Below are 22,700 nucleotides of genomic sequence, written 5' to 3'. Positions count from 1 at the left end.
ACGGCTACGGCTCGTCGGGATCGCCCATATCGATCCGCCAGTCATCTTTGTCGTACAGGCCGACGCCCGAGTGCCCGTCCCTAAGTTCCGGCTGCTTCTCGTCGTCCTCGTCGGCATTCCGCGCGAGCCATGCGGCGACCACCGCAAAGGTCAGGAGCAGGGCGAGCCAGGATGCTGCGGAGAGGAGCATGCCAAGCACGGCCAGCTTGACGATCCAGAGCACCATCGTCGCCACGCCTGTAGGCACCCCATGCGTCATCAGCCAGCCGGCGGCACGCTGCTCGCAGCGCAGGTATCCACGCCAAGCACGGCCCGCCCCCCGGCCTAGCCGGTGGTTCCAGCGCCCGTTGTACGTGTTGGTGGTCATGCTCACATGCCTCGGCTTCAGTGCGACCTTACCTCATGGAGCGGTCGGTTGGGGCTTGCCCTCCAGGATGGATAGCAATCATGAGGCCGAATTGCGGCTGGCGGAGCCGGATCGGCTCGCTGGAAGATTAGACTCCGCATTGAAAATAAAGCCCAGTGCTACTTTCTCTGCGAATTCCTGTGATGGCTTTAGAGAGGGATTGGATTTCGTGCTAATTTTATAGCATGGATGGAAATTCAAGACATCAGATAATCAAGCGGCTGCAGGCGGAGCTTCCTCGCGGAGCGCCCTTTGACCTTGCCACCCTGAGCCAGTTCGGGGTGTCGCCCCAGCTCGCCGCCCACTATGCCGACGGCGGGTGGCTCGTGCGCCTGGCCCATGGCGTCTATGCCTTCCCGAACGATGAGTTCGGGGTCTACGGTGCGCTGAAGTTCCTGCAACAGCGCGTGCCCGGCCTGCACGTCGGCGGGAGGAGCGCCCTGGCCCTGCAGGGCGTGCGGCACAACCTGGGTAGCCGGGAGACGCTGGTGCTGTGGGGCGACGGTCGTTTCGCGTTGCCGGCCTGGTTCACCTCGCGCTTTCCGGCACGCTACGTCCACGCCCGCCTGTTCGACTGGCCGGACACGACGCTGGCCAGCAAGACCATGACCACGCCGCCTGGCCTGCCCGAGGATCTGCGGGTGGCTGTCTCCGAGCGTGCCGTTCTGGAGCTGCTGTACGAAGCCGGCGTCAAGCAGAGCCTCGAAGAGGCCCGCAACCTCTTTGATGGACTGCGTTCCCCCCGCAAGGACTTGCTCGGACAACTGCTGTCCTGCTGCACCAGCGTGAAGGCCGTGCGCCTGTTCCTCACCTGGGCGCGCGAGACCAGCCTCGTGGATGTCGATGCCCTGCTGGAGCAGTACCCGGTTCGCACCGGCAGCAACACGCGCTGGATGAGCCGGCTGGATGACGGCACCTTGCTGAGCCTGAGACCTCATGGATAAGACCTACGCGGACACCGTTCGCCTGCTGCTGGCCGTCGCGCCCGACGTGTTCGCCAACGACATCTTCGCCATGAAGGGCGGCACGGCCATCAACCTCTTCGTGCGGGACATGCCGCGCCTGTCGGTGGACATCGACGTGGTGTACCTCCCGTGGCAGACGCCGCGCGACGAAGCGCTGCAAGCCATCAACCAGGAGCTGGCCGCCATCGCCACGCGCGTTGCGCCACTGGGCGTGCAGACACGCCTGGTTCGCGCCAAGGACCTGGGGAACACCAAGCTGATCGTCGAGAACGATGCCAGCCAGGTGAAGATCGAGGTCAACGTCGTGTTCCGAGGCAGCGTGCTGCCCGTCGAGCGGCGGCCGCTGAGCGCCAAGACCAGCGATCTGTTCGGCGTCGAGTTCGAGCTGCCAGTTCTGGCACCGGATGAGCTGTACGCCAGCAAGCTGGTGGCCGCGCTGGATCGGCAGCACCCCCGCGACCTGTTCGACGTGTGGCAGCTCTTTGAGTCGGGCGACATCAGCGACGGCATGGTCGAGTGCTTCGTGATCTATCTGGCGGGCCACAACCGGCCGCCCCACGAAGTGCTGTTCGGCAACGACAAGAACATCGCCGGCGAGTACGAGCGGGCCTTTGTCGGCATGACCGAAGTGGGTTGCTCCCTTGAGACACTGCTCGAGGCTCGCGCCAGGCTGCGGCGCGAGCTGCCACAGCGACTGAGCACCGCGCACAAGCAGTTTCTGAGCGGGCTGGCGCGCGCAGAACCGGACTGGTCGCTGGTGCAATGCCAGCACGCCGCGCAACTGCCGGCACTGCGCTGGAAGCTCGCCAATCTCGAAACCTTCCGCAAGCGCCGTCCCGACGACTTCGCAGCGCAATCCGCCGCCCTCGAGACCGGCTTGGGCCAGAGCTGACGAACATCCCGCAGATTCCGGCTTGCCGGGATTGCCCCATGCCGCATTCATCGTGGCACCCGCGCAGCAGCGGCCCTATACCCAAAAGCTTCCGACAAAGGCCAAAGGGCTGGGAAGGGGCAAAGGAAGGGCGCCAAGGGGAAAGGCCCTATCCTGAAAAGGCCAAAAGGCGCCCCCGAGCAGCCCGTCATCCGGGGTTCGCCATGCTCTCGCTGTTCCAGCGCAAAAGGGTGCCACCCACCGCCGGCACACCGCCCACATCCGCAATCGAAGCTCCGAAAGGGTTGATGTGGCCGGAGTCGGCCACATCACTGCTGGCCACGCCGCGTCGGCAGAAACTGCTGGAACACATCTGGCAGCGTACATCGCTCTCGCGCCGACAATTCGCCACGCTCTACCTCGCCCCACTTGAGCGCTACGCTGATCTCGTCCAGCAGTTCCCTGCCTCCGAAAACCACCACCATGCCTATCCAGGCGGCATGCTGGACCACGGCCTGGAGATCGTCGCCTATGCAGTGAAATTGCGGCAGTCGTACCTGCTGCCTGCCGGCGTCACACCCGAGGCACAGGCGGCCCAGGCCGAAGCCTGGACCGCAGGCACGGCCTACGCGGCCCTGCTGCACGACATCGGCAAGATTGCGGTCGATCTGTACGTCGAGCACGCTGACGGCAGCATCTGGCATCCCTGGCACGGCCCGTTGCGAAAGCCGTACCGCTTCCGTTACCGAAGGGAGCGCGAGTACCGCCTGCACAGCGCCGCCACAGGGCTGCTCTACGCACACCTCCTCGATCGGGACATCTTCGACTGGCTCAGCGGCTATCCTGACCTCTGGGCCGCGCTGCTGTACGTGCTGGCCGGTCAGTACGAGCACGCCGGCACGCTCGGCGAACTGGTCGTGCAGGCCGACCAGGCATCCGTCGCCCAGGAACTCGGCGGCGATCCCAGCAAGGCGCTGGCGGCGCCCCGGCATGCGCTGCAACGCAAACTGCTCGACGGCTTGCGCTACCTGCTCAAGGAAGAGCTCAAGTTGAACCATGGGGGGCCGGCGGACGGCTGGCTGACCCAGGACGCGCTGTGGCTGGTGAGCAAGACCGTCTCCGACAAGCTGCGCGCGCATCTGCTGTCGCAGGGCGTCGACGGTATCCCGGCGAACAATACGGCGGTCTTCAATGTGCTGCAGGATCATGGCATCGTGCAGCCGACCCCGGATGGCAAGGCGATCTGGAAGGCTGTTGTCACGAGCGACGCCGGCTGGTCGCACACGTTCACCTTCCTGAAGGTATCGCCGGCGGTAATCTGGGATGCCGCCGACCGGCCGGCGCCGTTCGCAGGCCGCGTGCTGGTCGAAGAGGAGCAGGTGGGACCGACGACGCGATCGCCGGCGGTGGGTGATGGGCTGTGCGTGGAAGGAATCGCAGTTGTACCGTCGGCCACGGCGCCGATCGCATCCGCAGACACCGGCGTGGCCGCGCTGCTCGATCTGCTGGGCGACAGCGCTACATCCACAGCACCGGAGATCAAGGCTTGTCCCGTCTCCGAGACTGAGCCGACGCCTTCGACCGGACTCCCGCAGGAGATGAGTCTCGGGCCTTCCGAGGATCGCACGGAGCCTTCCGGGGCACACCTCATGTCCTGGCTGCGTCAGAGCATCCAGACCCGCAAGCTCATCATCAACGACGCCAAGGCCCTGGTACACACCGTCGCCGGCACGGCTTACCTCGTCAGTCCCGGTGTGTTCCAGCGCTACGCTCAGGAGTTCCTTCAAGTCGCTGTGATGGCCAAGCAGGAGAAGCTGGAGGGGTGGCAGTGGGTACAGAAGCGCTTCGAAAAGTTGGGACAGCACCGCAAGCAGCCCAGCGGGCTGAACATCTGGACCTGTGAGGTCATGGGGCCGCGCAAGTCGCGCCGCCTGCACGGCTACCTGCTCAACAGCGCGGATGCGTTGTTCTGCGAAGTGCCGCCGGATAATCCCTACCTGCGGCTCATCGACGAGGCTGCAAAGCGTGACAATGCAGTCCTTGGCGGCAAGGGTAATGACGATCAGGGATAGGCCGCGGTAGCCGCACGGGCGGCCTTCAGTCCACGGATGGGGCCGACTCCGCCAGCTTGGCTTCGGTCAGCGTCATCAAGTGGGCGGAACTGCACTGGAGCGCACGGGCGATCTTGAGGATGAGCGGGAGCGTGGGGACATGCTCGCCGCGCTCGATCTTGCCCATGTGGGACCGTTCGATGCCGGCCATGTGGGCCAGCGCTTCCTGAGCGATTCCCTGGTTGGTTCTTTCCTCCCGCACGGCAGCCCCAAACGCGATGGCTGGTTTCGCTTCGTAGGTAGTGGTGCCGGTGGGGCGACCTCTTTGGATCGAACGCTTTTGCATCGCCAAAAGCGTCGGTCGCGGCCACGATCTAAACCACGTTAAACTTAACGCATAGGGCGGCCGCGACGTCAGGGGTCACAATTTTTGCCGCTTGGGGGGGCTTGACTTGGTGTCGAGTGACGTCACCGCCGAGATACGCATGGCCGTGCTCGGCGAATGGGTGCCGCCCCAACTTGTCAGCGTGCTCGCCTTGCAGCGTGCCGAAGAGCCGGAGACGCGTGTCGTCCTCGCCGGATGGACAGATACCGTGCGAGGCGCGGAGCTGCCGGGGGATACCTTCGATTTCGCCCTGTCTGCGGCTGACTGGCAGTGGGCTGGCTGGATATGCGAGCCGCTGTGGCATGACACGCTGGCGGTCGCCATGACCAAGCGCTCCCACCTGTTGGCCTATCGTGAAGTGCCGTGCCAGGAAGTGCTCAAGCAGTCCGTGATCTGCTCGCAGTCGACGGCCCATGAACCATGGCGCATGACCGCGCAGCGCGTGTTCGATGGCATGCTGCAAGAACGAGAGCAAACGGTGGCGACATTCGATGTGGCGATGACCCTGGTTGGCGCAGGGTACGGGATCGCCATTGCGCCAGCCGCGCGACTGACGGGCTACCTGCACCGCGGTGTAGCTGTGCGGCCCCTGGCCGGCGCACCGAGGATCGTGATGGCTTACCTGCTCCGCCGCAACACGCCCTTGTCGGACACCCAGGCAAGATTCGCCCGCCGCGCGCGCTTGGTGTCCTGACAGGTGCGCGGGGATCGCGGTTTCGCCACACGATCCCGCTTCTGCCGCTAGGCCACCCGAACGCGCGGCGGGGTCCAGTCGGTTTCCTTCACCGCTGTGCTCACGGTCATGACGAGCTTGTCGAGATTGCCGGCAGTCACGCCCTCCAGTGCCGAACGCCCCCGCAGCATCGAGCGCGGTTGCAGCAGTGCATGGTAGATCTGCCAAGGGTCCGCGCCCCGGCTCAGCTTCAGGATGGACTGGATCAACTCGTGCTTGAGTGGGTCGAGGTGCCAATCCGGTACGCGCTGGCCGCGGTTGCCCACGTTCAACGCCAGCAGGTTGCCTGCCTTGATCTCGTAGCTGATCCACCGGCGGGACTTGCCTGCCATCTTGGCGAACGCGGCGACGGGAAGGTTGTGCGGCGCTTCGAATACATCGAAGAGCTCCATCCTCTCGCGCTGAATGTTCGAGGGCACCAGCGGCGCAGCCGATCTCGGGGGCGGAACTGCTGGCAGCCGCTGTGCGGCGGCAGAAACCATCGGCATGGCGTCGCCCGGCTTCGAGACGAGCAGGATTGGCGATGCGGGAACCGGTGTCGAGTGAGCGCTTGCGGGTTGCTCGCCCGGGAATGCGGGCACGCCTTCCAGATGCACGGTGAGTGGCATGCTGGCCGCCTCGACCTGATTCTGCTCGAAGAGGTCCAGGCGATCGGCCCAGTCCTGCATCATCCGGCGACGCTGCTCCACGTACTCGGCATGGTTGTAGGTCGCGCTGACCTTGTTGGGATCGACATGCGAGAGCTGCGAATCCACCCAGACCTTCGGGTAGCCGATCTCGTTGAGCGCAGTGGACATCGTGCCGCGGATACCGTGTCCGGTCAGACGTTCCTGATAGCCCATGCGTTTGAGAGCACCATTGAGCGTGTTCTCGCTGATGCGCTTCTTCAGGTCGCTGTCGTGCCGGAAAAGGTAGCGCTGGGCCGGCTTGAACTCATCCAGCAGGTGCCGGACGATCTCCATGGCTTGAATCGACAACGGCACGATGTATGGTGGGATGTCCGCCGGCTGCCGCCGCTTCTTGCGCATATCCAACTGGAGTTGCTTCACGACCTCGGGCGGGATGATCCACCGCCCGCGAGCCAGATCGAATTGATCTGGCGTCGCCTGCCGCAGCTCACCGGTTCGCACGCCGGTCAGCAGCAATAGCCGCAACCCGAGCTGGGTCTGCCGCCTGCCGCGATAGCTGCGCAGCCTCTGTAACAACTTGGGCAGTTCGGCCATCCGCAGAAACGGGTTGTGCCTGACGGGTGGCAGTGGCAGCGCCACGACGTCGAGATCGGAGGCAGGGTTCTGCTCCAGGCCCGGCACGATCACCAGCGCGTAGCGGAACAGTTGGTTGAACCACGTCCTGACCTTCTCGGCGATGGAGAGCGCGCTGCGCTTCTCGATCTTGGCAATCACCTCCAGGAGATCAGGGCGCTTGATCTCATAGATCGACCGCTTCCCCAAGGTCGGGAGTACGTCCCTGTCGAAGATGCGCGGAAGCATCGCGAGGGTCGTCTGCCGGCCTTCCTTGAGGCTCAGCCCGCGATGCTCGAGCCACCCGCGGTACACCACCTCGAAGTTGTTTTCGTCGGCGAGCCGCACAGCGGTCCGCTTCTGCTTGCGGTGATCACGTGGATTGATGCCCTTGGCGATCAGGGCGCGCGCTTCGTCGCGCAGGCTGCGCGCCTCGCGAAGCGTCACCTCCGGGTAGGTACCGAGCGACATCCGCTTCTGCTTGCCCGCCCAGTAGTAGCGGAAGTGCCAAGTCCTACCCCCCGCAGCCGTCACGGCTAGTGAGAGGCCATCCAAGTCAGGGAGGGTGTAGGCCTTGCCGGTTGCCTTGGCCTGTCGAACGACCAGGTCTGAGAGTGCCATGCTCTTGCTCCTGAACATGAGTCAGGAACCAGATGCTGGTCACATCGACCTCGCCCCTCGATCAACAATCCGGAAACCGCCGTGCCCTCAAAAATGGACTTGTTTGTGGACTTAAAAGTCCCAGCTGTCGGAGGATCGCGGTGGAACACAGCAGAACGTCAAGGAGAGAAAAGTCGTTGTGCGCCAACGACTTGCAGATTCTCCTGGACGTCTGCGGAACTCCGCAGATTGATGCGGTGGAGCGGGTGAAGGGAATCGAACCCTCGTATGCAGCTTGGGAAGCTGCCGTTCTGCCATTGAACTACACCCGCTTGCGGCACGTTTCCGACTTGCCGCCGGAGAGTGTCCGGCATTCTAGCGGGCCGATCGCCGCGGCGCAAACCGCTGCGCGTGCGCTGTCGCGAGGCGCGAGTGCGCGATGGGCCCCGTGCTAGAATCCGCAAACGTTTTTTCAGCGAACGAGACGTTTCCGCCGATGATCCAGATCACCCTCAACGGGCAAACCGAGAGCCTGCCCGCCACGACTTCCGTACTTGGCCTGCTCGAAAACCGCGCGCTGGCGGGCAAGCGGGTGGCCGTCGAGCGCAACGGCGAGATCGTGCCCAAGGGTCGGCATGCCGATACCGTGCTCGCCGATGGTGACCGTCTCGAGATCGTCGTGGCGGTGGGTGGCGGTTGATTCCCGCTGCCGTCCCCGTTTCCCGCTCCCCATTCGTAACAGGTTCAAAGATGAACGATTCCCTGGTCATTGCCGGCAAGGCCTATTCTTCCCGTCTGCTGGTCGGTACCGGCAAGTACAAGGATTTCGACGAAACCAGCCGCGCCATCGCGGCCAGTGGTGCCGAGATCATCACCGTGGCGATCCGCCGCAGCAACATCGGCCAGAACCCGGGCGAACCCAACCTGCTCGACATCCTGCCGCCCGAGCGCTACACCATCCTGCCCAACACCGCCGGCTGCTACAGTGCCGACGAGGCGGTGCGCACACTGCGCCTCGCGCGCGAGCTGCTCGACGGTCACGACCTGGTCAAGCTTGAGGTGCTGGGCGATGCCGAGACGCTGTTTCCCAACATGCCGGAAACCCTCAAGGCCGCCGAGACGCTGGTCAAGGACGGGTTCAAGGTGATGGCGTACTGCGCCGATGACCCCATCCAGGCAAAGATGCTCGAAGAGATCGGCTGTTGCGCGATCATGCCGCTGGCGAGCCTGATCGGCTCGGGCATGGGCATCCTCAACCCGTGGAACCTGCGGTTGATCATCGACCAGGCACAGGTGCCGGTGCTGGTCGATGCCGGAGTCGGCACTGCCTCTGATGCGGCCATTGCCATGGAGCTGGGCTGCGACGGCGTGCTCATGAACACCGCCATCGCCAAGGCGCAGGACCCGGTGCTGATGGCCAGCGCGATGAAGAAGGGCGTCGAGGCCGGCCGCGAGGCCTTCCTTGCCGGGCGCATGCCGCGCAAGACCTACGCGGCAAGCCCCAGCTCGCCCACCGGCGGCATGATCGGTCGCTGAGCCAACAGGAAGCGTCAATTGCAGCAACCCACTGAAGACGGCATCGACGAGCTGCCGCCGGCGGATTTTTCCACCGACAGCGGCCAGCAGCCGCGTTTTTCGCAGCGTACGATCCGCAGCTTCGTGCTGCGCCAGGGCCGGCTCTCGGATGCCCAGGCGCGCTGCTACGAAGAGATGATGCCGACGGTCGGGATTCCGTACCGGCCGGCCGTGCTCGATCTGGATCAGGCGTTCGGCCGCGCGGCGCCGCGTATCCTCGAGATCGGCTTCGGCATGGGCGAGACCACCGCCCGCATTGCGCTCGCCCACCCGCAGCAGGACTATCTCGCGATCGAGGTCCATACCCCGGGGGTCGGCAGCCTGTGCAAGCAGATCGCGGACCAGCAGATCGGCAATCTGCGGATCATGCAGCACGACGCGGTCGAGGTGATGCGCGACATGATCCCCGAGGACACCCTCGCCGGGGTGCACATCTTCTTTCCCGATCCATGGCCCAAGAAACGCCACCACAAGCGCCGCCTGGTGCAGCCCGACTTCGTCGCGCTGATTGCATCGCGGCTCGCCCCGGGCGGCTATCTGCACTGCGCCACCGATTGGGAGGACTACGCCGCGCAGATGCTCGAAGTCCTCGGTGGCGAACCCCTGCTGCAGAATACCGCCGCCGATTACGCACCGCGCCCGGCCTATCGCCCGCTGACCAAGTTCGAGCAGCGCGGCCTGCGTCTCGGGCACGGTGTCTGGGACCTGGTTTTCCGTCGTCGCTGAGTGGCTGCGGGTGAAGCGTCGCCTGCTTGCGGTGATTCTCGTGGTACTCGCGGTGGCCGGGATCGCCGCGGCAGTGAGCCTGCTGCCCCGCTATCAGATCACCGCCTTCGGATGGCGAGCCGGCGGCGGCTGGACGGATGCGTGGCGGCTGGCGAGTGCGCATTTCGTCCATATCGATGCACGCCACCTGGCGATCAATCTGGCCGCTGCTGTCCTGCTGCTTGGCATGGGTGTCTGGCTGCAGGGGGCACGTGCCACGCTGAGCGCCGGTGCCGCGGCGATGCTGGCGGTCGATCTCGGTCTGCTTTTCGGCCCCTGGCAAATCGACTGGTACGTGGGCATGTCGGGCCTCTTGCACGGTCTCTTCGCGTGGCTGGCCGCTTCGCTGCTGCTACAGCCCGGTGAGCGTGGTGGACGCCTGATTGCCGCGCTGCTGCTTGTCGGCGGCTCGTTCAAGGTATGGCTCGATCTCGCCCATCCGCTCGGCGAGACCGGCTGGCTGGGGGTGCCGCTGGCCACCCCCGCACACCTTTACGGCTGGTCCGGCGGCATTGCCTGGGCGCTCGTCGTGTGGTGGCTGCGGCGGCGATAGGCCGCCGCGCCGAGCAGTCCGACGCCGAGCATGAAGAGCCAGTCGGCACTGCCGCCCCCGCCGCCACCAGACGGTTTGCTGACCGTCAGTGTGGTCTCGGATGTGTCGCTGGCGCCCAGATTGTCGGTGACCGTCAGGCGCAATCGGTAGCTGCCGGCTCCGGGCGCCTGCAGCGTGTTGGTGGCGCCGGTCAGGCTGCCGAGACTGGCCCCGGTGGGCGCCGAAACGAGTGCCCACTGCCATCCCGTGATCACGCGTCCGGCAGTGGCCGCGCTGCTGCCGTCGAGCCGGATCGTGCCGGTCTTGAGCGGATCGAGCACCTCGATCCCGGCTACCGGGCCGCTGGCCGCGGCGAGCGCCGCGGCAGCGTCGAGCATGCCCGCTCCGCAGGTGGAGGTGGTGCAGTTGCATTGGCCGCTGGACGCAGTTGCCGGGCAGGTGGGCAAGCTGCCATCGACGGGAAATGATCGGGCGCCCGACTGCATGCGCGCGATGATCTTGTCCGGCGTCAGCGCGGGGTTGAGGGCGAGCATCAGCGCCGCGCTACCGGCGGCCAGCGGGGCACTGAAGCTGGTGCCGACGTTGTAGTCGAAACCGTCGGTATAGGTGTTGACCGTCGGGCTGGTGGTGCCGCTGTTGGTCAGCGTGGTGATCGGGAACTGGCAGGGCAGGGTGTCGCTCACGCAGTTGCCCGCGGGTGCGGCAATCGCCACTTCGGCCCCCATGCTGCTGTAGCCGACCTTGGTGCCGATGTGGCGCAGGCCCGCAACGGCGAGTACGCCGGGGCAGTTCGCCGGGGTTTCCACCGGTCCGGTTTCATTGCCTGCGGCGGCGACCACCAGCACGCCGATCGAGGCGAGCTCGGCAATGGTGTCGCGATAGGCTGCACTGCAGGTGCCGCTGCCGCCGAGGCTGAGATTGATGATGCGCGCAGGATTGGCATTTGACAGCACGCCCGGAACCGCGAGGCCGGCCGCCCAGCGCATCGCCGCAATGATGTCGGAATCGAAGCCGCCGCATTTGCCCAGTGCCCGCACCGGCAGCAGTCCGCCGCGCCAGGTGGTGCCGGCGACACCGAGCGAGTTGTTGGTGGCCGCCGCCAGCACGCCGGCGACCCGGGTGCCGTGCCAGGAGCTCTCCTGCCTCACGAGCGCAGCGGCCGGACAGACCGCCTGCAAGGCCGGATCGGCGATGTCCGCGTTGCTGATGAAGTCGCCCGGGTCGGCGGGGTTCGAGTCCCGGCCGTTGCCGTCACCGGCGAGAGCCGCATCGGAGATGAAGTCATAGCCGGGAAGCAGTCGCCCGGCAAGATCCGGGTGTGTGCTGAGGATGCCGGTGTCGATCACCGCGGTGACGATGGCGTTCGAGCCGGTGGTGACATCCCATGCCGTGGTCGCGCGGATGGCGGCGGGCTGGGCATCCTGCAGGTGCCACTGGTCGGCAAAAAGGCCGTCGTTGGGCAGGGCTCGCGCGTGACGCAGGCCGTCGGGCACCGCGTACTCGATGTCGGCCTGTCGCGCCAGCCGACGGGCCAGCACCTCTGCGCTGAGGCCGCGAGCGCGCATCACCTGCATGCCCGGGCCGGGTTCGCTGCTGCCTTCGAGCGTTACGCCGATGCGTTCGCCCAGCTGGCGGGTGCGGTCGGCGGCACGCGCCTGCTTGAGCCCGGAGGCGGTGTCGCGGAACTTCACGATCACGCGATCGCCGTCGGGGGCCGCGACGGCGTTGAGGCTGGCGCCGCAGAGGCCCAGTACGCAAAGAAGCTTGAGGATTCTCATCGATTGTCCTGGCTGGGATGGGAGAGCCGGTCGGCCGAAATGCTGCGGATCCGGGGGTCGGCGGACAGGCTGGCGATCGCCTGGCGACAGTCGGGGTCGGTCGCGGCGCAGTCGAGCCGGTAGGCATGGCGATTGGGCGACACCGCGGCACGGTAGACCAGCGTCGCACCGGCGCGATGCGAAAGTGATGCGAGCAGTGCCGGCGAGGCGCCATCGGTCGGCGCCGCGAAGTCGATCATCACCGCCTTGCCGTGAGCTTCAGCCGAGGGGGGCGAGGCGCAGGCCTGCGACAGCGCGATGCATGCCGGGAGTACTGCCGCGCCTGCGAGTCGCCGCAGCGCATAAGTTCCTGTCATCAACGATTCCGGAGGAGTTATCGTGTCCGCGAGGGTAGCGCAGGGACATGTCATCTCCAAGCGCTGCCGGGGCGGATACAATCGACACTTGACTTGCGGATTGAACTGAAACGAATGAACGATCGTAAACCCGGAATCATCAGACGCCTGTTCGGCGGTCTCTGGCGACTGGTGGACGGCCTGCGAAGGCTGGTGCTGAACCTGATCTTCCTGGCCATCATCGCCGTCGTGGTGATCAGCTTCCTGGTCGCACGGGAGCCGTCGATACCCGACGGTTCGGCACTGGTGCTGCGTCCCGCCGGGCAGGTGGTCGAGCAGGTGGCGATCACCAATCCGCTGCGCATGCTGCAGGGCGGCGGGGGCGACCCCGAACAGACTCCGCTGCGCGACCTGCTCGAGGCGATTTCCGATGCCAAGGACGACACGCGGATCAAGGCGATGGTCATCGAAACCGACGCGATGGCGGGTATCGGGCTGTCCAAGCTGCAGGAGCTGCGCCTCGCACTGGCCGATTTTCGCGCGTCGGGCAAGCCGATCTACGCCTGGGGCAGCCGTTTCACGCAGAACCAGTACTACCTCGCCAGCCTCGCCGACGAGGTCTACATGGCACCGGACGGCTTCGTGCTGCTGCAGGGCTACGCAAACTACCCGACCTATTTCAAGGGGGCGCTCGACAAGCTCGGTGTGAAGATGCAGGTATTCCGGGTCGGCACCTACAAGTCCGCGGTCGAGCCCTATACCCGCAGCGACATGTCGCCCGAGGATCGCGAGTCGACCACGGTGATGCTGCAGAGCGTGTGGCGGGCCTGGCAGACCGACGTGACCGCAAACCGCAAACTCGCTGTCGGCGCGATCGACGAACTGCTTGCCAACTACACCGAGCGCCTCGCCGCGGTTGGCGGAGACACCGCGCGGCTCGCGGCCGAAAGCAAGCTGGTGGATGGCCTGATGAGTCCGGACCAATGGGAAGACTTTCTCATGGAGAAGGTCGGCACCAGCGACGACGGCAAGGAGGCGCGGCGCGCCAGCCTCGGCGCCTACCTGATATCCGAGCAACCGGCGCTCGAGGTGCCGCGCGACGCCGTGGGCGTGGTGGTGGTGCAGGGGGCGATCGTCGATGGTGACCAGCCACCGGGCATCGCCGGTGGCGAAACGATTGCCCGGCTGCTCAAGCAGGCGCGCGAGGAGGATTCGATCAAGGCGCTGGTCTTGCGGGTGGACAGTCCGGGTGGAAGCGTTTATGCCTCCGAGCGGATTCGTCGCGAGCTCGAGCTCGTGCGCGAGGCCGGCAAGCCGGTGGTGGTGTCGATGAGCTCGGTGGCCGCGTCGGGCGGCTACTGGGTGTCGATGGCGGCCGATGAAGTGCTGGCCAGCGCGACCACGATCACCGGCTCGATCGGTATCTTCGGCATGTTCCCGGACCTTTCGGAACCTTTCGGCAAACTCGGCCTGTCGGTCGATGGTGTGGCCACCTCGCCGCTGGCCGGAGCCTTCGATCCGCGGCGGCCAATGGCGCCGGAGGTCGCGCAGGCGGTGCAGCTCAGCGTGGACAACGGCTACCAGCGCTTCCTCGAAGTGGTCGGCAAGGCCCGCAGGATGAAGCCCGAAGCGGTCAACGAAGTGGCCCAGGGGCGGGTATGGATCGGTCAGGACGCGCTCGAGAAGGGGCTCATCGACCGCATCGGCGGCTTGCAGCAGGCAGTGGCCTCGGCGGCGCGGCGCGCCGGTATCGAGAACTACGATACGACCTGGCTGGAGCCGAGCCTGAGCCCGCAGGAGCAATTGCTCGAACGCCTGTTGCATGCCGCGGATGTGTCGATAGCGCGCCCCGTTGCCAATTCGCCGATCGAGCTCGCCTTCGATCGTCTGCAGGAAGAGGCGGCCCGCCTGAAAGCCTGGAACGATCCGCGCCAGACCTACGCGCACTGCCTCTGCGAGGCGCCGTGAAGGGCCGCGCCCGCTAGGCTTTCGACAGCGCCTTGAGCGCGGCGCGGATCCCGTCGGATACGCCCGCGTCCTCGGCCAGGCCCTTCATCGCGCCGAGCGCTTCGCGCTCGTTGTAGCCCAGCGCCAGCAGCGCGTTGAGGATGTCGCTGCGGTTGTCCGGGGCGGTCCCGGCACCTCCCTGCGGGATGTGGGCAATGCTGCCGGGCAGGGTCTTGCCGAGTTTGTCCCTGAGCTCCAGCAGCAGGCGCTCGGCCGTCTTCTTGCCGATCCCGGGAATCTTGATGAGCCGGCCCGACTCCTGCAGGCTTACCGCCTGGGCGAGGTCGCTCACCGACAGTCCCGAGAGCACCGCCAGCGCGGTCCGTGCGCCGATGCCGGACACCTTGAGCAGCTGGCGGAATGCGGCTCGCTCGTCCTCCGAGGCGAAGCCGTACAGGAAATGGCCGTCTTCGCGCACCGCGAAGTGGGTATGCAGACTGACTTTCTGGCCGCTTGCGGGCAGGTTGTAGAAGGTGCTCATCGGTACGTCGATCTCATAGCCGACACCACCCACGTCGACAACGATCTGTGGCGGGTTTTTCTCGAGCACCAGCCCGGTAATGCGTCCGATCATCTTGGTCCTTTCACTATTTTCACGGCCGGTCCGGCAGCGCCCGCAGGCTTACTTGAAATCGGCCGCACGGAACGCCGGCAGTGCCTCTGCGCGGGCCGAAAGGTCAGCCAGCCGGGGATACTGTTCGGGATCGAGGATGTGCGGCAGCACGAACTGGCTGAATCGCCAGGCAACTGCCACGGTGACGTCCGCCTGGCCGATCTCGCGGCCACACAGCCATTCCGAGCCGTCCGAGGCAATCTCGGATTCGATCAGTGCCGCGCCGTCGCGCAGCTGACCGGTCTGGCGGGTGATCCATTCGTCCCAGCGCAGGTTCTGCGGCCGCAGTCCGATCTCATAGTAGAGCTGGACCGACTTCTCGGCCAGCGCGAGGCCGAAGCTGGTGAGGCGTCGACAGCGGCGGCGCAGCGCCGGCTGGGCGGGCATGAGGGTGCGGGTGCGCGCGGATTCCTCGAAGTATTCGATGATCAGCGTGCTGTCGACCATGATCTCGCCGTCGGCGAGCACCAGGGTCGGCACCTTGACCAGCGGGTTGATCGCGTGCACTTCGGCGAAATTGCGGAAGATCGACAGCGGACGGTGCTCGAACGGTATGTCGAGCAGCTTGGCAGTGATGAAGGTACGGCGAACAAAGGGTGAGTCGAGCATGCCGATCAACTGCATCGCGGGCTCCAATTGGATCGAATCGAGGGCTTCAGTTTAGCTGCGCCGATGGTTCATGGCGCGCTTTCGTCACCACGGAAGAAGCGTCCGGCGAGTTCCTCCAGACCAAGCGTATGGAGCAGTTCGGCGAGTCGCTCGCCCGGCCGGCGTCGCGGCAGATCCTTGTAGCTGGCGATGATGAGTTCGTTCTTCATGGAGTGTTCCCAGCCCACCAGTTCGGTGACATTGACCTGGTAGCCGTGGCTTTCGAGCTGCAGGCAGCGCAGCACGTTGGTAACGTGACTGCCGAACTCGCGGGTGTGGATCGGATGCCGCCACAGTTCGGTGATGCTGTCTGCGAGCCGTTCCTGCTTGTTCCGCCGCAATACCGCGGCCACTTCGGCCTGGCAGCAGGGCACCAGCACGATGTGGCGCGCCTGCTTCCTGAGGGCAAAACGGATCGCATCGTCGGTCGCGGTGTTGCAGGCGTGCAGTGCGGTGACCATGTCGACGCGTGCCGGCAGACGCTCGGATTCGATGGAGTCGGCCACGCTGAGGTTGTAGAAGCGCATGCCGGTGCTGAATCCGAGCTTGTCGGCCAGCCGTCGCGAACTCGCAACCAGCTCGTCACGCGTCTCGATGCCGTAGATCCGGCCACCGGGGGCGAGGTCCTTGAAGAACAGGTCGTAGAGAATGAAGCCGAGGTAGGATTTGCCGGCACCGTGATCGACCAGCTGCACGTCCGGGTGCTCGCCGAGGGTCTCGCTGAGCAGCGGCTCGAGGAACTGGAAGAGGTGGTAGACCTGCTTGAGCTTGCGTCGACTGTCCTGGTTCATCCGGCCGTCGCGGGTCAGGATATGGAGTTGCTTGAGCAGCTCGACCGACTGGCCGGGACGTATTTCGGGTTGCGCTGACATGCGGGGCGGCGATTGCGGAAAGAGGATCGGATTGTAACCCCGGCGCTCCGCGCCGCCGGCCGCAACCGTGGAGGATTGATGTCAATCAAGACGGAAGAGAAATATCAGCGAATAATGAAATCATGATGGATCCGGGGTTGTTCCCGGGGAGGTGCGTCGCATGAGCAGCGAGATTATCGACCGGCCGGCGCCGGGACGGGCCTTGGCCCTCGCCGCTGCGGCGCTGGCGGCGTGGTTTGCCGTCTATCTGAACCTCATCCCGCTCGCGGACGCGGCATTCGCGCTGCTGCCGCTCGGTCGCGAGAGCGCGGCCGGCGAGGCGGTCTGGTTCTTCATCTACGAAGTGCCCAAGGTGTTGCTCCTGCTCGCCCTGGTGGTCTTCGTCATGGGCATCGTACGCAGCTTCTTTTCCGCCGAGCGCACGCGCGCCATTCTTGCGCGCCACGGTGGCGCCTACAACAACGTCCTCGCCGCGGGGCTGGGGATCGTCACACCCTTCTGCTCCTGCTCCGCAGTGCCGCTGTTCATCGGTTTCCTCACCGCCGGCGTGCCCCTGGGCGTGACCTTTTCATTCCTGATTTCCGCACCGATGGTCAACGAGATCGCGCTGGCGCTTCTGTTCGGACTGTTCGGCTGGCAGATCGCGGGGCTGTACCTGCTGCTCGGGCTGGCCGTGGCGGTGGTGTCGGGGCTGGTCATCGGCAGGCTCGGGCTCGAAGCATGGGTGGAGGACTGGGTGCTCGCGATGCCGGCCAGCGGTGCGGACTACGAGGCCGACCGGGTGGACTGGGCGTCGCGCCTCGGGGCCGGTCGCGAGGCGGTGCGGGAAATTGTCGGCAAGGTGTGGCCCTATGTGATGGCGGGTATCGCGGTGGGCGCCTGGATCCATGGCTATGTGCCCGAGAACTTCATGGCGCAGCTGATGGGGCGTGACGCATGGTGGTCCGTACCGGTCGCGGTACTGATCGGCATTCCGATGTATTCCAACGCGGCCGGCATCATCCCGGTCGTCGAAGCCCTGCTGGGCAAGGGGGCGGCCCTCGGTACGGTGCTGGCCTTCATGATGTCGGTGATCGCGCTGTCTCTGCCCGAGATGGTGATCCTGCGCAAGGTGCTCAAACCGCGCCTGATCGCCACCTTCATCGGCGTGGTCGGGGCTGGCATCCTGCTGGTGGGGTATGTGTTCAACGCAGTGCTATAGCGCGACCATGATCGGGTCGCCGGGAGCGAGGCAGGCATCATGAAAGTACAGGTACTGGGAAAGGGCTGCAGCAAGTGTGAACTGACCGAGAAGCTGGTTCGCGAAACCGCCGAGCGCCTTGGTGTCGAAGTCGAGGTCGAGAAGGTCACCGACATGCAGGCGATCGCCGCAATGGGCGTGATGAGCACGCCGGCGGTGGCGGTGGGCGGCAAGCTGGTGCATTCCGGCCGTGTGCCGCTGCCGGAGCAGATCGAAGGCTGGCTCAAGCCGGCCGGTTGAGCGGTTCAGGCCGGTTCGAGACCGGCGTGATCGAGGATCGCAGCAAAGTCGCTGCCAGCCGGGAGGGTGCCGAAGGCGCGACCGGATGAGGAGCCCGAGCGGCTCGTGGTGAAGGTGTCGGCAAGCGGGCCGGCGCCGGCGCGCAGCAGCAGCGAGGCCTCCATGACGAGGGCGAGGCGTTCGGCGAAGTGCCGCGCCTCGCATTCGACGGGGCCTGCGGCAAGCATGTTCTTGATGTGTGTGACATCGCGATCGTGGGTGCGATTGTGGCCACAAGCGCGTTCGAGCTCCGCCACCAGCGCCTCGGTCACCCGCGGTGCGCGCGCCAGCGCCCGCAGGACGTCGAGACACATGACGTTGCCCGAACCCTCCCAGATCGAATTGAGCGGCGACTGGCGGAACGGTCGCGCCATGCGGCCTTCCTCGACATAGCCGTTGCCGCCCAGCACCTCCATCGCTTCGGCGACCAGCGCCGGGGTGCGCTTGCACACCCAGTATTTCACCAGCGGGGTCAGCAGCCGCCCGAGCGCTGCCTCGCCCTCGTCGGCGCGACGGTCCACCGTGGCTGCCACGCGCAGGCACAGTGCGACATGGCCGGCCACCTCGAGCGCCATGTCGGCCAGCACATTGGCCATCAGCGGCTGGTCGACGAGCGCCTTGCCGAAGGCGCGGCGGTGACGGGCGTGATGCAGCGCTTCGGCGAACGCGCCGCGCATGATGCCGGCAGACCCGTTGGCGCAGTCCAGGCGGGTATGGTTGGCCATCTCCAGCACGGTGGCCAGCCCGCGGCCTTCCTCGCCCACCAGCAGTGCCAGCGCGGCATCGAACTGCACCTCCGCGCTTGCGTTGGCGTGGTCGCCGAGCTTGTCCTTGGCGCGGATGATGCGAATGCCGTTGCGCCTGCCATCCGGCCCGAAACGCGGCATGAAGAAGCACGACAGCCCCCCCGGCGCCTGCGCGGTGACCAGATGGGCGTCGCTCATCGGCACCGAGAAGAACCACTTGTGGCCCTCGAGCCGGTACCAGCCGCCACCCGCCGCTTCCGCGCGGGTGGTGTTGCTGCGCACATCGGAGCCGCCCTGGCGTTCCGTCATGCCCATGCCGACCAGCAGCCCGCTCTTGTCGCCTGCCGGCAAGTCGCGAGGATCGTATTCGGCCGCCATCAGCAGTCGGCGCCATGGCTCGGCCAGGGCAGGTGTGCGCGCGAGCACCGGCGCCGCGCTGTGGCTCATGGTGGTGGGGCACAGGCTGCCGCACTCGATTTCGGCGAACAGCTGGAACAGGGCCGCACGCCGCACCTGCGCACCGGCGCGTTCGTCGCACCATGCGGCGCCGGCCAGTCCGTGCTGCTTGAGCCAGTGCAGGCACGCGTGCCACGCTGGATGGAACTCGAAGCTGTCGCTGCGTTCGCCGAAGCGGTCCAGCATGTGCAGGCTCGGCGGGTAGCGGTTGGCGGCATCGCCCTGGGCGATCCAGTGGCTGCTGCCGAGCGCCTGTCCGCAAGCGGCGAGTTCTTCATCGGCCCAGGCTGCGCCTTCGCGCGCGACGGCTTCGCGCAGCACCCGATGACCGCGGTAGCGATTGTGGTTCTCGAGCGGGGGCGCCTGGTTGGTACTGTCGATCGTTGCGGTCACGGCGATCTCTCCGGTGGCGCGAGCCTTCGGCTCGCCTGTCGATCGGGACTGCATGGCGGTGCCCGCGTTGCAGGCCCTGATGCAGCTTGCCCCGCTGCGTTTGATTTCCCCGCCCCGCCACTGCCGCTTCCGGCGGTTCTTCATCGGTGGGTCGTCTCACAGGCGGCGCACCGCGGCGGCGCCGGCATGGCCGCGCGGGCGGCTGCATCGTCAGTATAGGACTGTCGAAATCGGTGCCGAGTGCCGCAGGGCGTTGCCGGGCCGCCACGAACATGATGCGTGCGGGATAATGAGCGCCGATCTGGTTCGAACGAGCATGTCACCTTGAGCATCCTCCACTCCGGCGAAGCCGCCACACAAGATCATCGCGAAGCGGTGGTGCTGGTCCACGGTCTGTGGATGCACGGGCTGGTATTCGGCCTGCAGCGCCGCCGTCTCGCTCGTCTCGGTTACCGGGCCCTGAGCTTCTCCTACCCGTCGGTGCGCGCTGGCCTGGCCGGCAATGCCCGCGCCCTGTCCGGTTTCGTTGCGGCCATCGATGCGCCGGTCGTCCATCTCGTCGGCCATAGTCTCGGCGGGCTGGTGATCCTGCGCATGCTTGCCGACCGGCCGGACAAGCGCATCGGCCGCGTCGTGCTGCTCGGGTCCCCGTGTGGCGGCTCGCACTGCGCCCGGGTGTTGCAAGGTATTCCGCTGCTGCGTGCGCTCGTCGGGCGGTCGCTGGGTGACTGGCTGGCGCAGCCCTGCCTGCCGGCGCCCGCCGGGCTCGAGATCGGCGTGCTGGCGGGCGACTCGGGCGTTGGCGTGGGGCGGTTGATCCCGGGTCTGGCGCGCCCCAACGACGGTGTCGTGAGTCTCGCCGAGAGCCGGCTCGACACCGCTTCAGATTCGATCGTGCTGCCGGTCGGACATTCGCAGATGCTGGTGTCGGCAGCCTGCCTCGAGCAGGTTGCCGCCTTTCTGCGTACCGGACGCTTTGAGCGGTGACGAACGCCGGAAAGTGCGGATAGCGGTGGACTTCGCGTCCGGCTTGCGCAATTGTGTCGGTGAGTCGGGAATTATGCACCTGCAACATCCGGAGGACCTGATCATGAGTGAATCGAAACCGGTTGCCGTATCCGAGAAGGATCTGATCGTGCGCATCAACCATCGCCTCGCCGCCAAGGGAAAGGTCGTGGTGAAGAACCATTCGGACGACGATCCGGGTGACTGCCACATCATCGACATCAGCACCAACTTCATCCTCGAGAAGGGGCTTGACCTCGAGGCGCTGGGGCTCGAGAGCGGTGCGCTCGGGGACGGCGAATATCTTGACAGGCAGTCCTGATCGGCCTTTGCGGCAGATCCCGAGGGTTTGGGGCGGGGTGCCGGGCGATTCCCCCGGCGGATTCCGAGCAGCCCCAAATCAGTGAGGCGATGTCCGGCGGAATGCCGACGATGCCCGACCCCGTGAAAAGGAGCGTGCCTTGAATCCAGATCCCGCCCCAGTCGAACCGGTCTGTTTCGATGACCCGGCCGCGGCCCTCGAACAGGTCGGTGCGATCTACGATGCCAGCATCGCGACGCTGCGTGATGCACTGCGGCGATTCGTCGCCGGTGAGGACTTCGGCGAACGATGCCGGGCCTTCTATCCGATGGTGCGCATCCGCACCACGACCGTCGCGCGGGCCGACTCGCGGCTGAGCTACGGCTTTGTCCCGGGCCCGGGTACCTACGAAACCACGCTGACGCGCCCCGACCTTTTTGCCGACTACTATCTCGAACAGTTCCGCCTGCTCATCAAGAATCACCAGGTCGCGCTCGAGGTCGGTGTCGGCAGCCAGCCCCTGCCGCTGCATTTCTCGGTTGCCGAGAATGAACACATCGAAGGCCACCTGAGCCCGGAGCGACGGCGCCTGATGCGCGACCTGTTCGACTTCCCTGACCTCGGTGCGATGGACGACGGCATCGCCAACGGCACCTGCGACCCGCGCCCGGATGCCGGGGGCGTGATCCGTTACCCGCTGTCGCTGTTCACCGCACCGCGGGTCGACTACTCGCTGCACCGCCTGCGCCACTACACCGGCACTGCGGCCGAGCATTTCCAGAACTTCGTGCTGTTCACCAACTACCAGTTCTACATCGACGAGTTCATCAAGCTCGGCCGCGCGCTGATGGCCGAAGCGCCCGGTGCGCATGACTACGAGGCCTTCGTCGAGCCGGGCAACGTCATTACCCGTCGGAGCGGTCATCCCGCCCAGCCCGGCGACGGCAACGGCGCGCCCCCGCCGCGGCTGCCGCAGATGCCTGCCTACCATCTGGTGCGCGGCGATCGTGCCGGCATCACCATGGTCAATATCGGTGTCGGCCCGGCCAACGCCAAGACCATCACCGACCACATCGCGGTACTGAGGCCTTATGCATGGATCATGCTCGGTCACTGTGCGGGCCTGCGCAACACGCAGCAGCTGGGTGACTATGTGCTGGCCCACGGCTATGTGCGCGAAGACCATGTGCTCGATGAAGAGCTGCCGCTTTGGGTGCCGATCCCGCCGCTGGCCGAGGTGCAGGTGGCGCTCGAGGCCGCGGTGGCCGACGTCACCCAGTTGAAGGGCTACGAGCTCAAGCGCCTGATGCGCACCGGCACCGTGGCGAGCACCGACAACCGCAACTGGGAGCTGCTGCCCTCGCACGATGCGCCCAGCTCGCCCGAGCGGCGCTTCAGCCAGAGCCGCGCGATCGCGCTGGACATGGAATCGGCCACCATTGCCGCCAACGGCTTCCGTTTCCGGGTGCCCTACGGGACCTTGCTGTGCGTCAGCGACAAGCCGCTGCATGGCGAAATCAAGCTGCCTGGCATGGCCAACCACTTCTATCGCGAACGGGTCGACCAACACCTGCGCATCGGCCTGCGCGCCATCGAACTGCTGCGTGAGCAGGGTGTGGATCGCCTGCACAGTCGCAAGCTGCGCAGCTTCGACGAGGTCGCCTTCCAGTAGTCGGTCGGGCCGCAACCGGTCGGGCTCTCGGCCCGTCGCCGGTCGGCCCGCGCCCTTGCCGTGCGCATGACGGCCCCCCCGAGCAGGGCTCCCGCAGCTACGCGAACGTCATCAATCGTCATCCTCGTCTTCCGGCTCGAATCCGAGCAACTCGGCGCGGTACTCATCGGATGTTGCCGCCAACAATCGCTTGGTCTTGATACTGGCCTT

At 66.0% G+C, this 22,700-nt stretch carries 23 protein-coding genes and 1 tRNA gene; 14 read left to right on the top strand and 10 right to left on the bottom strand.

From position 1 onward, the window contains the following. Positions 1–4: 4 nt before the first annotated feature. Complete coding sequence (locus tag GQB03_RS20945) at positions 5–367, bottom strand: DUF3742 family protein (RefSeq protein ID WP_456064411.1); 363 nt, start codon at positions 365–367, stop codon at positions 5–7. Between the two features lie 224 nt (positions 368–591). Between GQB03_RS20945 and GQB03_RS20940 the strand changes: the two genes are divergently transcribed. From GQB03_RS20940 to mobH, 3 genes are all read left to right on the top strand, one after another. Beyond that, positions 592–1,350 carry a type IV toxin-antitoxin system AbiEi family antitoxin domain-containing protein gene (locus GQB03_RS20940; RefSeq protein ID WP_159693447.1) on the top strand — a complete coding sequence of 253 codons (759 nt, stop codon included), beginning with the start codon at positions 592–594 and terminating at the stop codon, positions 1,348–1,350. Further along, complete coding sequence (locus GQB03_RS20935; RefSeq protein ID WP_159693445.1) at positions 1,343–2,263, top strand: nucleotidyl transferase AbiEii/AbiGii toxin family protein; 921 nt, start codon at positions 1,343–1,345, stop codon at positions 2,261–2,263. The genes GQB03_RS20940 and GQB03_RS20935 overlap by 8 nt, the downstream gene beginning before the upstream one ends. Before the next feature lie 203 nt (positions 2,264–2,466). Further along, a complete protein-coding gene (gene mobH, locus GQB03_RS20930; RefSeq protein ID WP_159693443.1) occupies positions 2,467–4,314 on the top strand; it encodes a MobH family relaxase in 1,848 nt (615 codons plus the stop codon). Positions 4,315–4,339: 25 nt separating this feature from the next. Here the strand turns inward: mobH and GQB03_RS20925 are convergent, their stop codons facing one another. Continuing rightward, complete coding sequence (locus tag GQB03_RS20925; protein ID WP_159693441.1) at positions 4,340–4,639, bottom strand: helix-turn-helix domain-containing protein; 300 nt, start codon at positions 4,637–4,639, stop codon at positions 4,340–4,342. A gap of 109 nt (positions 4,640–4,748) precedes the next feature. Here GQB03_RS20925 and GQB03_RS20920 point away from each other — a divergent pair, with 109 nt between their 5' ends. After that, a complete protein-coding gene (locus GQB03_RS20920) occupies positions 4,749–5,372 on the top strand; it encodes a substrate-binding domain-containing protein (protein WP_456064410.1) in 624 nt (207 codons plus the stop codon). A gap of 47 nt (positions 5,373–5,419) precedes the next feature. On the opposite strand, the gene GQB03_RS20915 is transcribed toward GQB03_RS20920, so the two are convergent. Continuing rightward, the gene (locus tag GQB03_RS20915; protein ID WP_159693437.1) at positions 5,420–7,273 is read right to left on the bottom strand and encodes a tyrosine-type recombinase/integrase; all 1,854 of its coding nucleotides are present in this window, start codon (positions 7,271–7,273) and stop codon (positions 5,420–5,422) included. Between the two features lie 237 nt (positions 7,274–7,510). Beyond that, positions 7,511–7,584, bottom strand: a tRNA-Gly gene (locus GQB03_RS20910). 164 nt (positions 7,585–7,748) lie between these two features. On the opposite strand from GQB03_RS20910, the gene thiS reads away from it, so the two are divergent. Genes thiS through GQB03_RS20890 form a run of 4 tightly spaced genes read left to right on the top strand, consistent with a single transcriptional unit; the run spans position 7,749 to position 10,145 of the window. After that, complete coding sequence (gene thiS / locus GQB03_RS20905; RefSeq protein ID WP_159693435.1) at positions 7,749–7,952, top strand: sulfur carrier protein ThiS; 204 nt, start codon at positions 7,749–7,751, stop codon at positions 7,950–7,952. Positions 7,953–8,002: 50 nt separating this feature from the next. Then, on the top strand, positions 8,003–8,788 hold the full coding sequence (locus tag GQB03_RS20900; RefSeq protein ID WP_159693433.1) for a thiazole synthase: 786 nt from the start codon (positions 8,003–8,005) through the stop codon (positions 8,786–8,788). Positions 8,789–8,830: 42 nt separating this feature from the next. Then, a complete protein-coding gene (gene trmB / locus GQB03_RS20895; protein ID WP_159693515.1) occupies positions 8,831–9,553 on the top strand; it encodes a tRNA (guanosine(46)-N7)-methyltransferase TrmB in 723 nt (240 codons plus the stop codon). 10 nt (positions 9,554–9,563) lie between these two features. Then, on the top strand, positions 9,564–10,145 hold the full coding sequence (locus tag GQB03_RS20890) for a rhomboid family protein (RefSeq protein WP_159693431.1): 582 nt from the start codon (positions 9,564–9,566) through the stop codon (positions 10,143–10,145). Here GQB03_RS20890 and GQB03_RS20885 read toward each other — a convergent pair. Beyond that, the gene (locus GQB03_RS20885) at positions 10,085–11,923 is read right to left on the bottom strand and encodes a S8 family peptidase (RefSeq protein ID WP_159693429.1); all 1,839 of its coding nucleotides are present in this window, start codon (positions 11,921–11,923) and stop codon (positions 10,085–10,087) included. The two genes, GQB03_RS20890 and GQB03_RS20885, sit on opposite strands and share 61 nt — an antisense overlap. Beyond that, positions 11,920–12,279, bottom strand: a complete 360-nt coding sequence (locus GQB03_RS20880; protein ID WP_159693427.1) for a hypothetical protein — start codon at positions 12,277–12,279, stop codon at positions 11,920–11,922. The genes GQB03_RS20885 and GQB03_RS20880 overlap by 4 nt, the downstream gene beginning before the upstream one ends. 114 nt (positions 12,280–12,393) lie before the next feature. On the opposite strand from GQB03_RS20880, the gene sppA reads away from it, so the two are divergent. Then, entirely contained in the window at positions 12,394–14,226 is a 1,833-nt protein-coding gene (gene sppA, locus GQB03_RS20875) for a signal peptide peptidase SppA (RefSeq protein ID WP_200832352.1), read from the top strand. A 13-nt stretch (positions 14,227–14,239) separates the two neighbouring features. Here sppA and ruvA read toward each other — a convergent pair whose 3' ends face one another. The 3 genes from ruvA to GQB03_RS20860 are packed head-to-tail and all read right to left on the bottom strand — an operon-like array spanning position 14,240 to position 16,398. After that, on the bottom strand, positions 14,240–14,839 hold the full coding sequence (ruvA, locus tag GQB03_RS20870) for a Holliday junction branch migration protein RuvA (protein WP_159693425.1): 600 nt from the start codon (positions 14,837–14,839) through the stop codon (positions 14,240–14,242). A gap of 48 nt (positions 14,840–14,887) precedes the next feature. Then, positions 14,888–15,502 carry a glutathione S-transferase family protein gene (locus tag GQB03_RS20865; protein ID WP_159693423.1) on the bottom strand — a complete coding sequence of 205 codons (615 nt, stop codon included), beginning with the start codon at positions 15,500–15,502 and terminating at the stop codon, positions 14,888–14,890. Between the two features lie 53 nt (positions 15,503–15,555). Next, positions 15,556–16,398 carry a class I SAM-dependent methyltransferase gene (locus GQB03_RS20860; RefSeq protein WP_159693421.1) on the bottom strand — a complete coding sequence of 281 codons (843 nt, stop codon included), beginning with the start codon at positions 16,396–16,398 and terminating at the stop codon, positions 15,556–15,558. A gap of 160 nt (positions 16,399–16,558) precedes the next feature. On the opposite strand from GQB03_RS20860, the gene GQB03_RS20855 reads away from it, so the two are divergent. Both GQB03_RS20855 and GQB03_RS20850 read left to right on the top strand, forming a co-directional pair. Continuing rightward, complete coding sequence (locus GQB03_RS20855) at positions 16,559–17,599, top strand: permease (RefSeq protein ID WP_159693419.1); 1,041 nt, start codon at positions 16,559–16,561, stop codon at positions 17,597–17,599. 39 nt (positions 17,600–17,638) lie between these two features. Continuing rightward, complete coding sequence (locus GQB03_RS20850) at positions 17,639–17,878, top strand: thioredoxin family protein (protein WP_200832350.1); 240 nt, start codon at positions 17,639–17,641, stop codon at positions 17,876–17,878. Positions 17,879–17,883: 5 nt separating this feature from the next. Here GQB03_RS20850 and GQB03_RS20845 read toward each other — a convergent pair whose 3' ends face one another. Further along, on the bottom strand, positions 17,884–19,512 hold the full coding sequence (locus GQB03_RS20845; protein WP_200832348.1) for an isovaleryl-CoA dehydrogenase: 1,629 nt from the start codon (positions 19,510–19,512) through the stop codon (positions 17,884–17,886). 324 nt (positions 19,513–19,836) lie between these two features. Between GQB03_RS20845 and GQB03_RS20840 the strand changes: the two genes are divergently transcribed. From GQB03_RS20840 to GQB03_RS20830, 3 genes are all read left to right on the top strand, one after another. Next, a complete protein-coding gene (locus tag GQB03_RS20840; RefSeq protein ID WP_235027168.1) occupies positions 19,837–20,499 on the top strand; it encodes an esterase/lipase family protein in 663 nt (220 codons plus the stop codon). Between the two features lie 103 nt (positions 20,500–20,602). Then, positions 20,603–20,839 (top strand): hypothetical protein, encoded by a 237-nt coding sequence (locus GQB03_RS20835; protein WP_159693415.1) that lies wholly within the window; start codon positions 20,603–20,605, stop codon positions 20,837–20,839. Positions 20,840–20,978: 139 nt separating this feature from the next. After that, positions 20,979–22,490, top strand: coding sequence for an AMP nucleosidase (locus tag GQB03_RS20830; RefSeq protein ID WP_159693413.1), 1,512 nt, complete (start codon positions 20,979–20,981; stop codon positions 22,488–22,490). Positions 22,491–22,700 lie beyond the last annotated feature (210 nt).

This window comes from Cognatazoarcus halotolerans (genome assembly GCF_009800965.1).
GTDB lineage: Bacteria > Pseudomonadota > Gammaproteobacteria > Burkholderiales > Rhodocyclaceae > Cognatazoarcus > Cognatazoarcus halotolerans.
The sequence above is the reverse complement of the archived record's forward strand: the minus strand, read 5'-3'. Positions and strand labels throughout refer to the sequence as shown.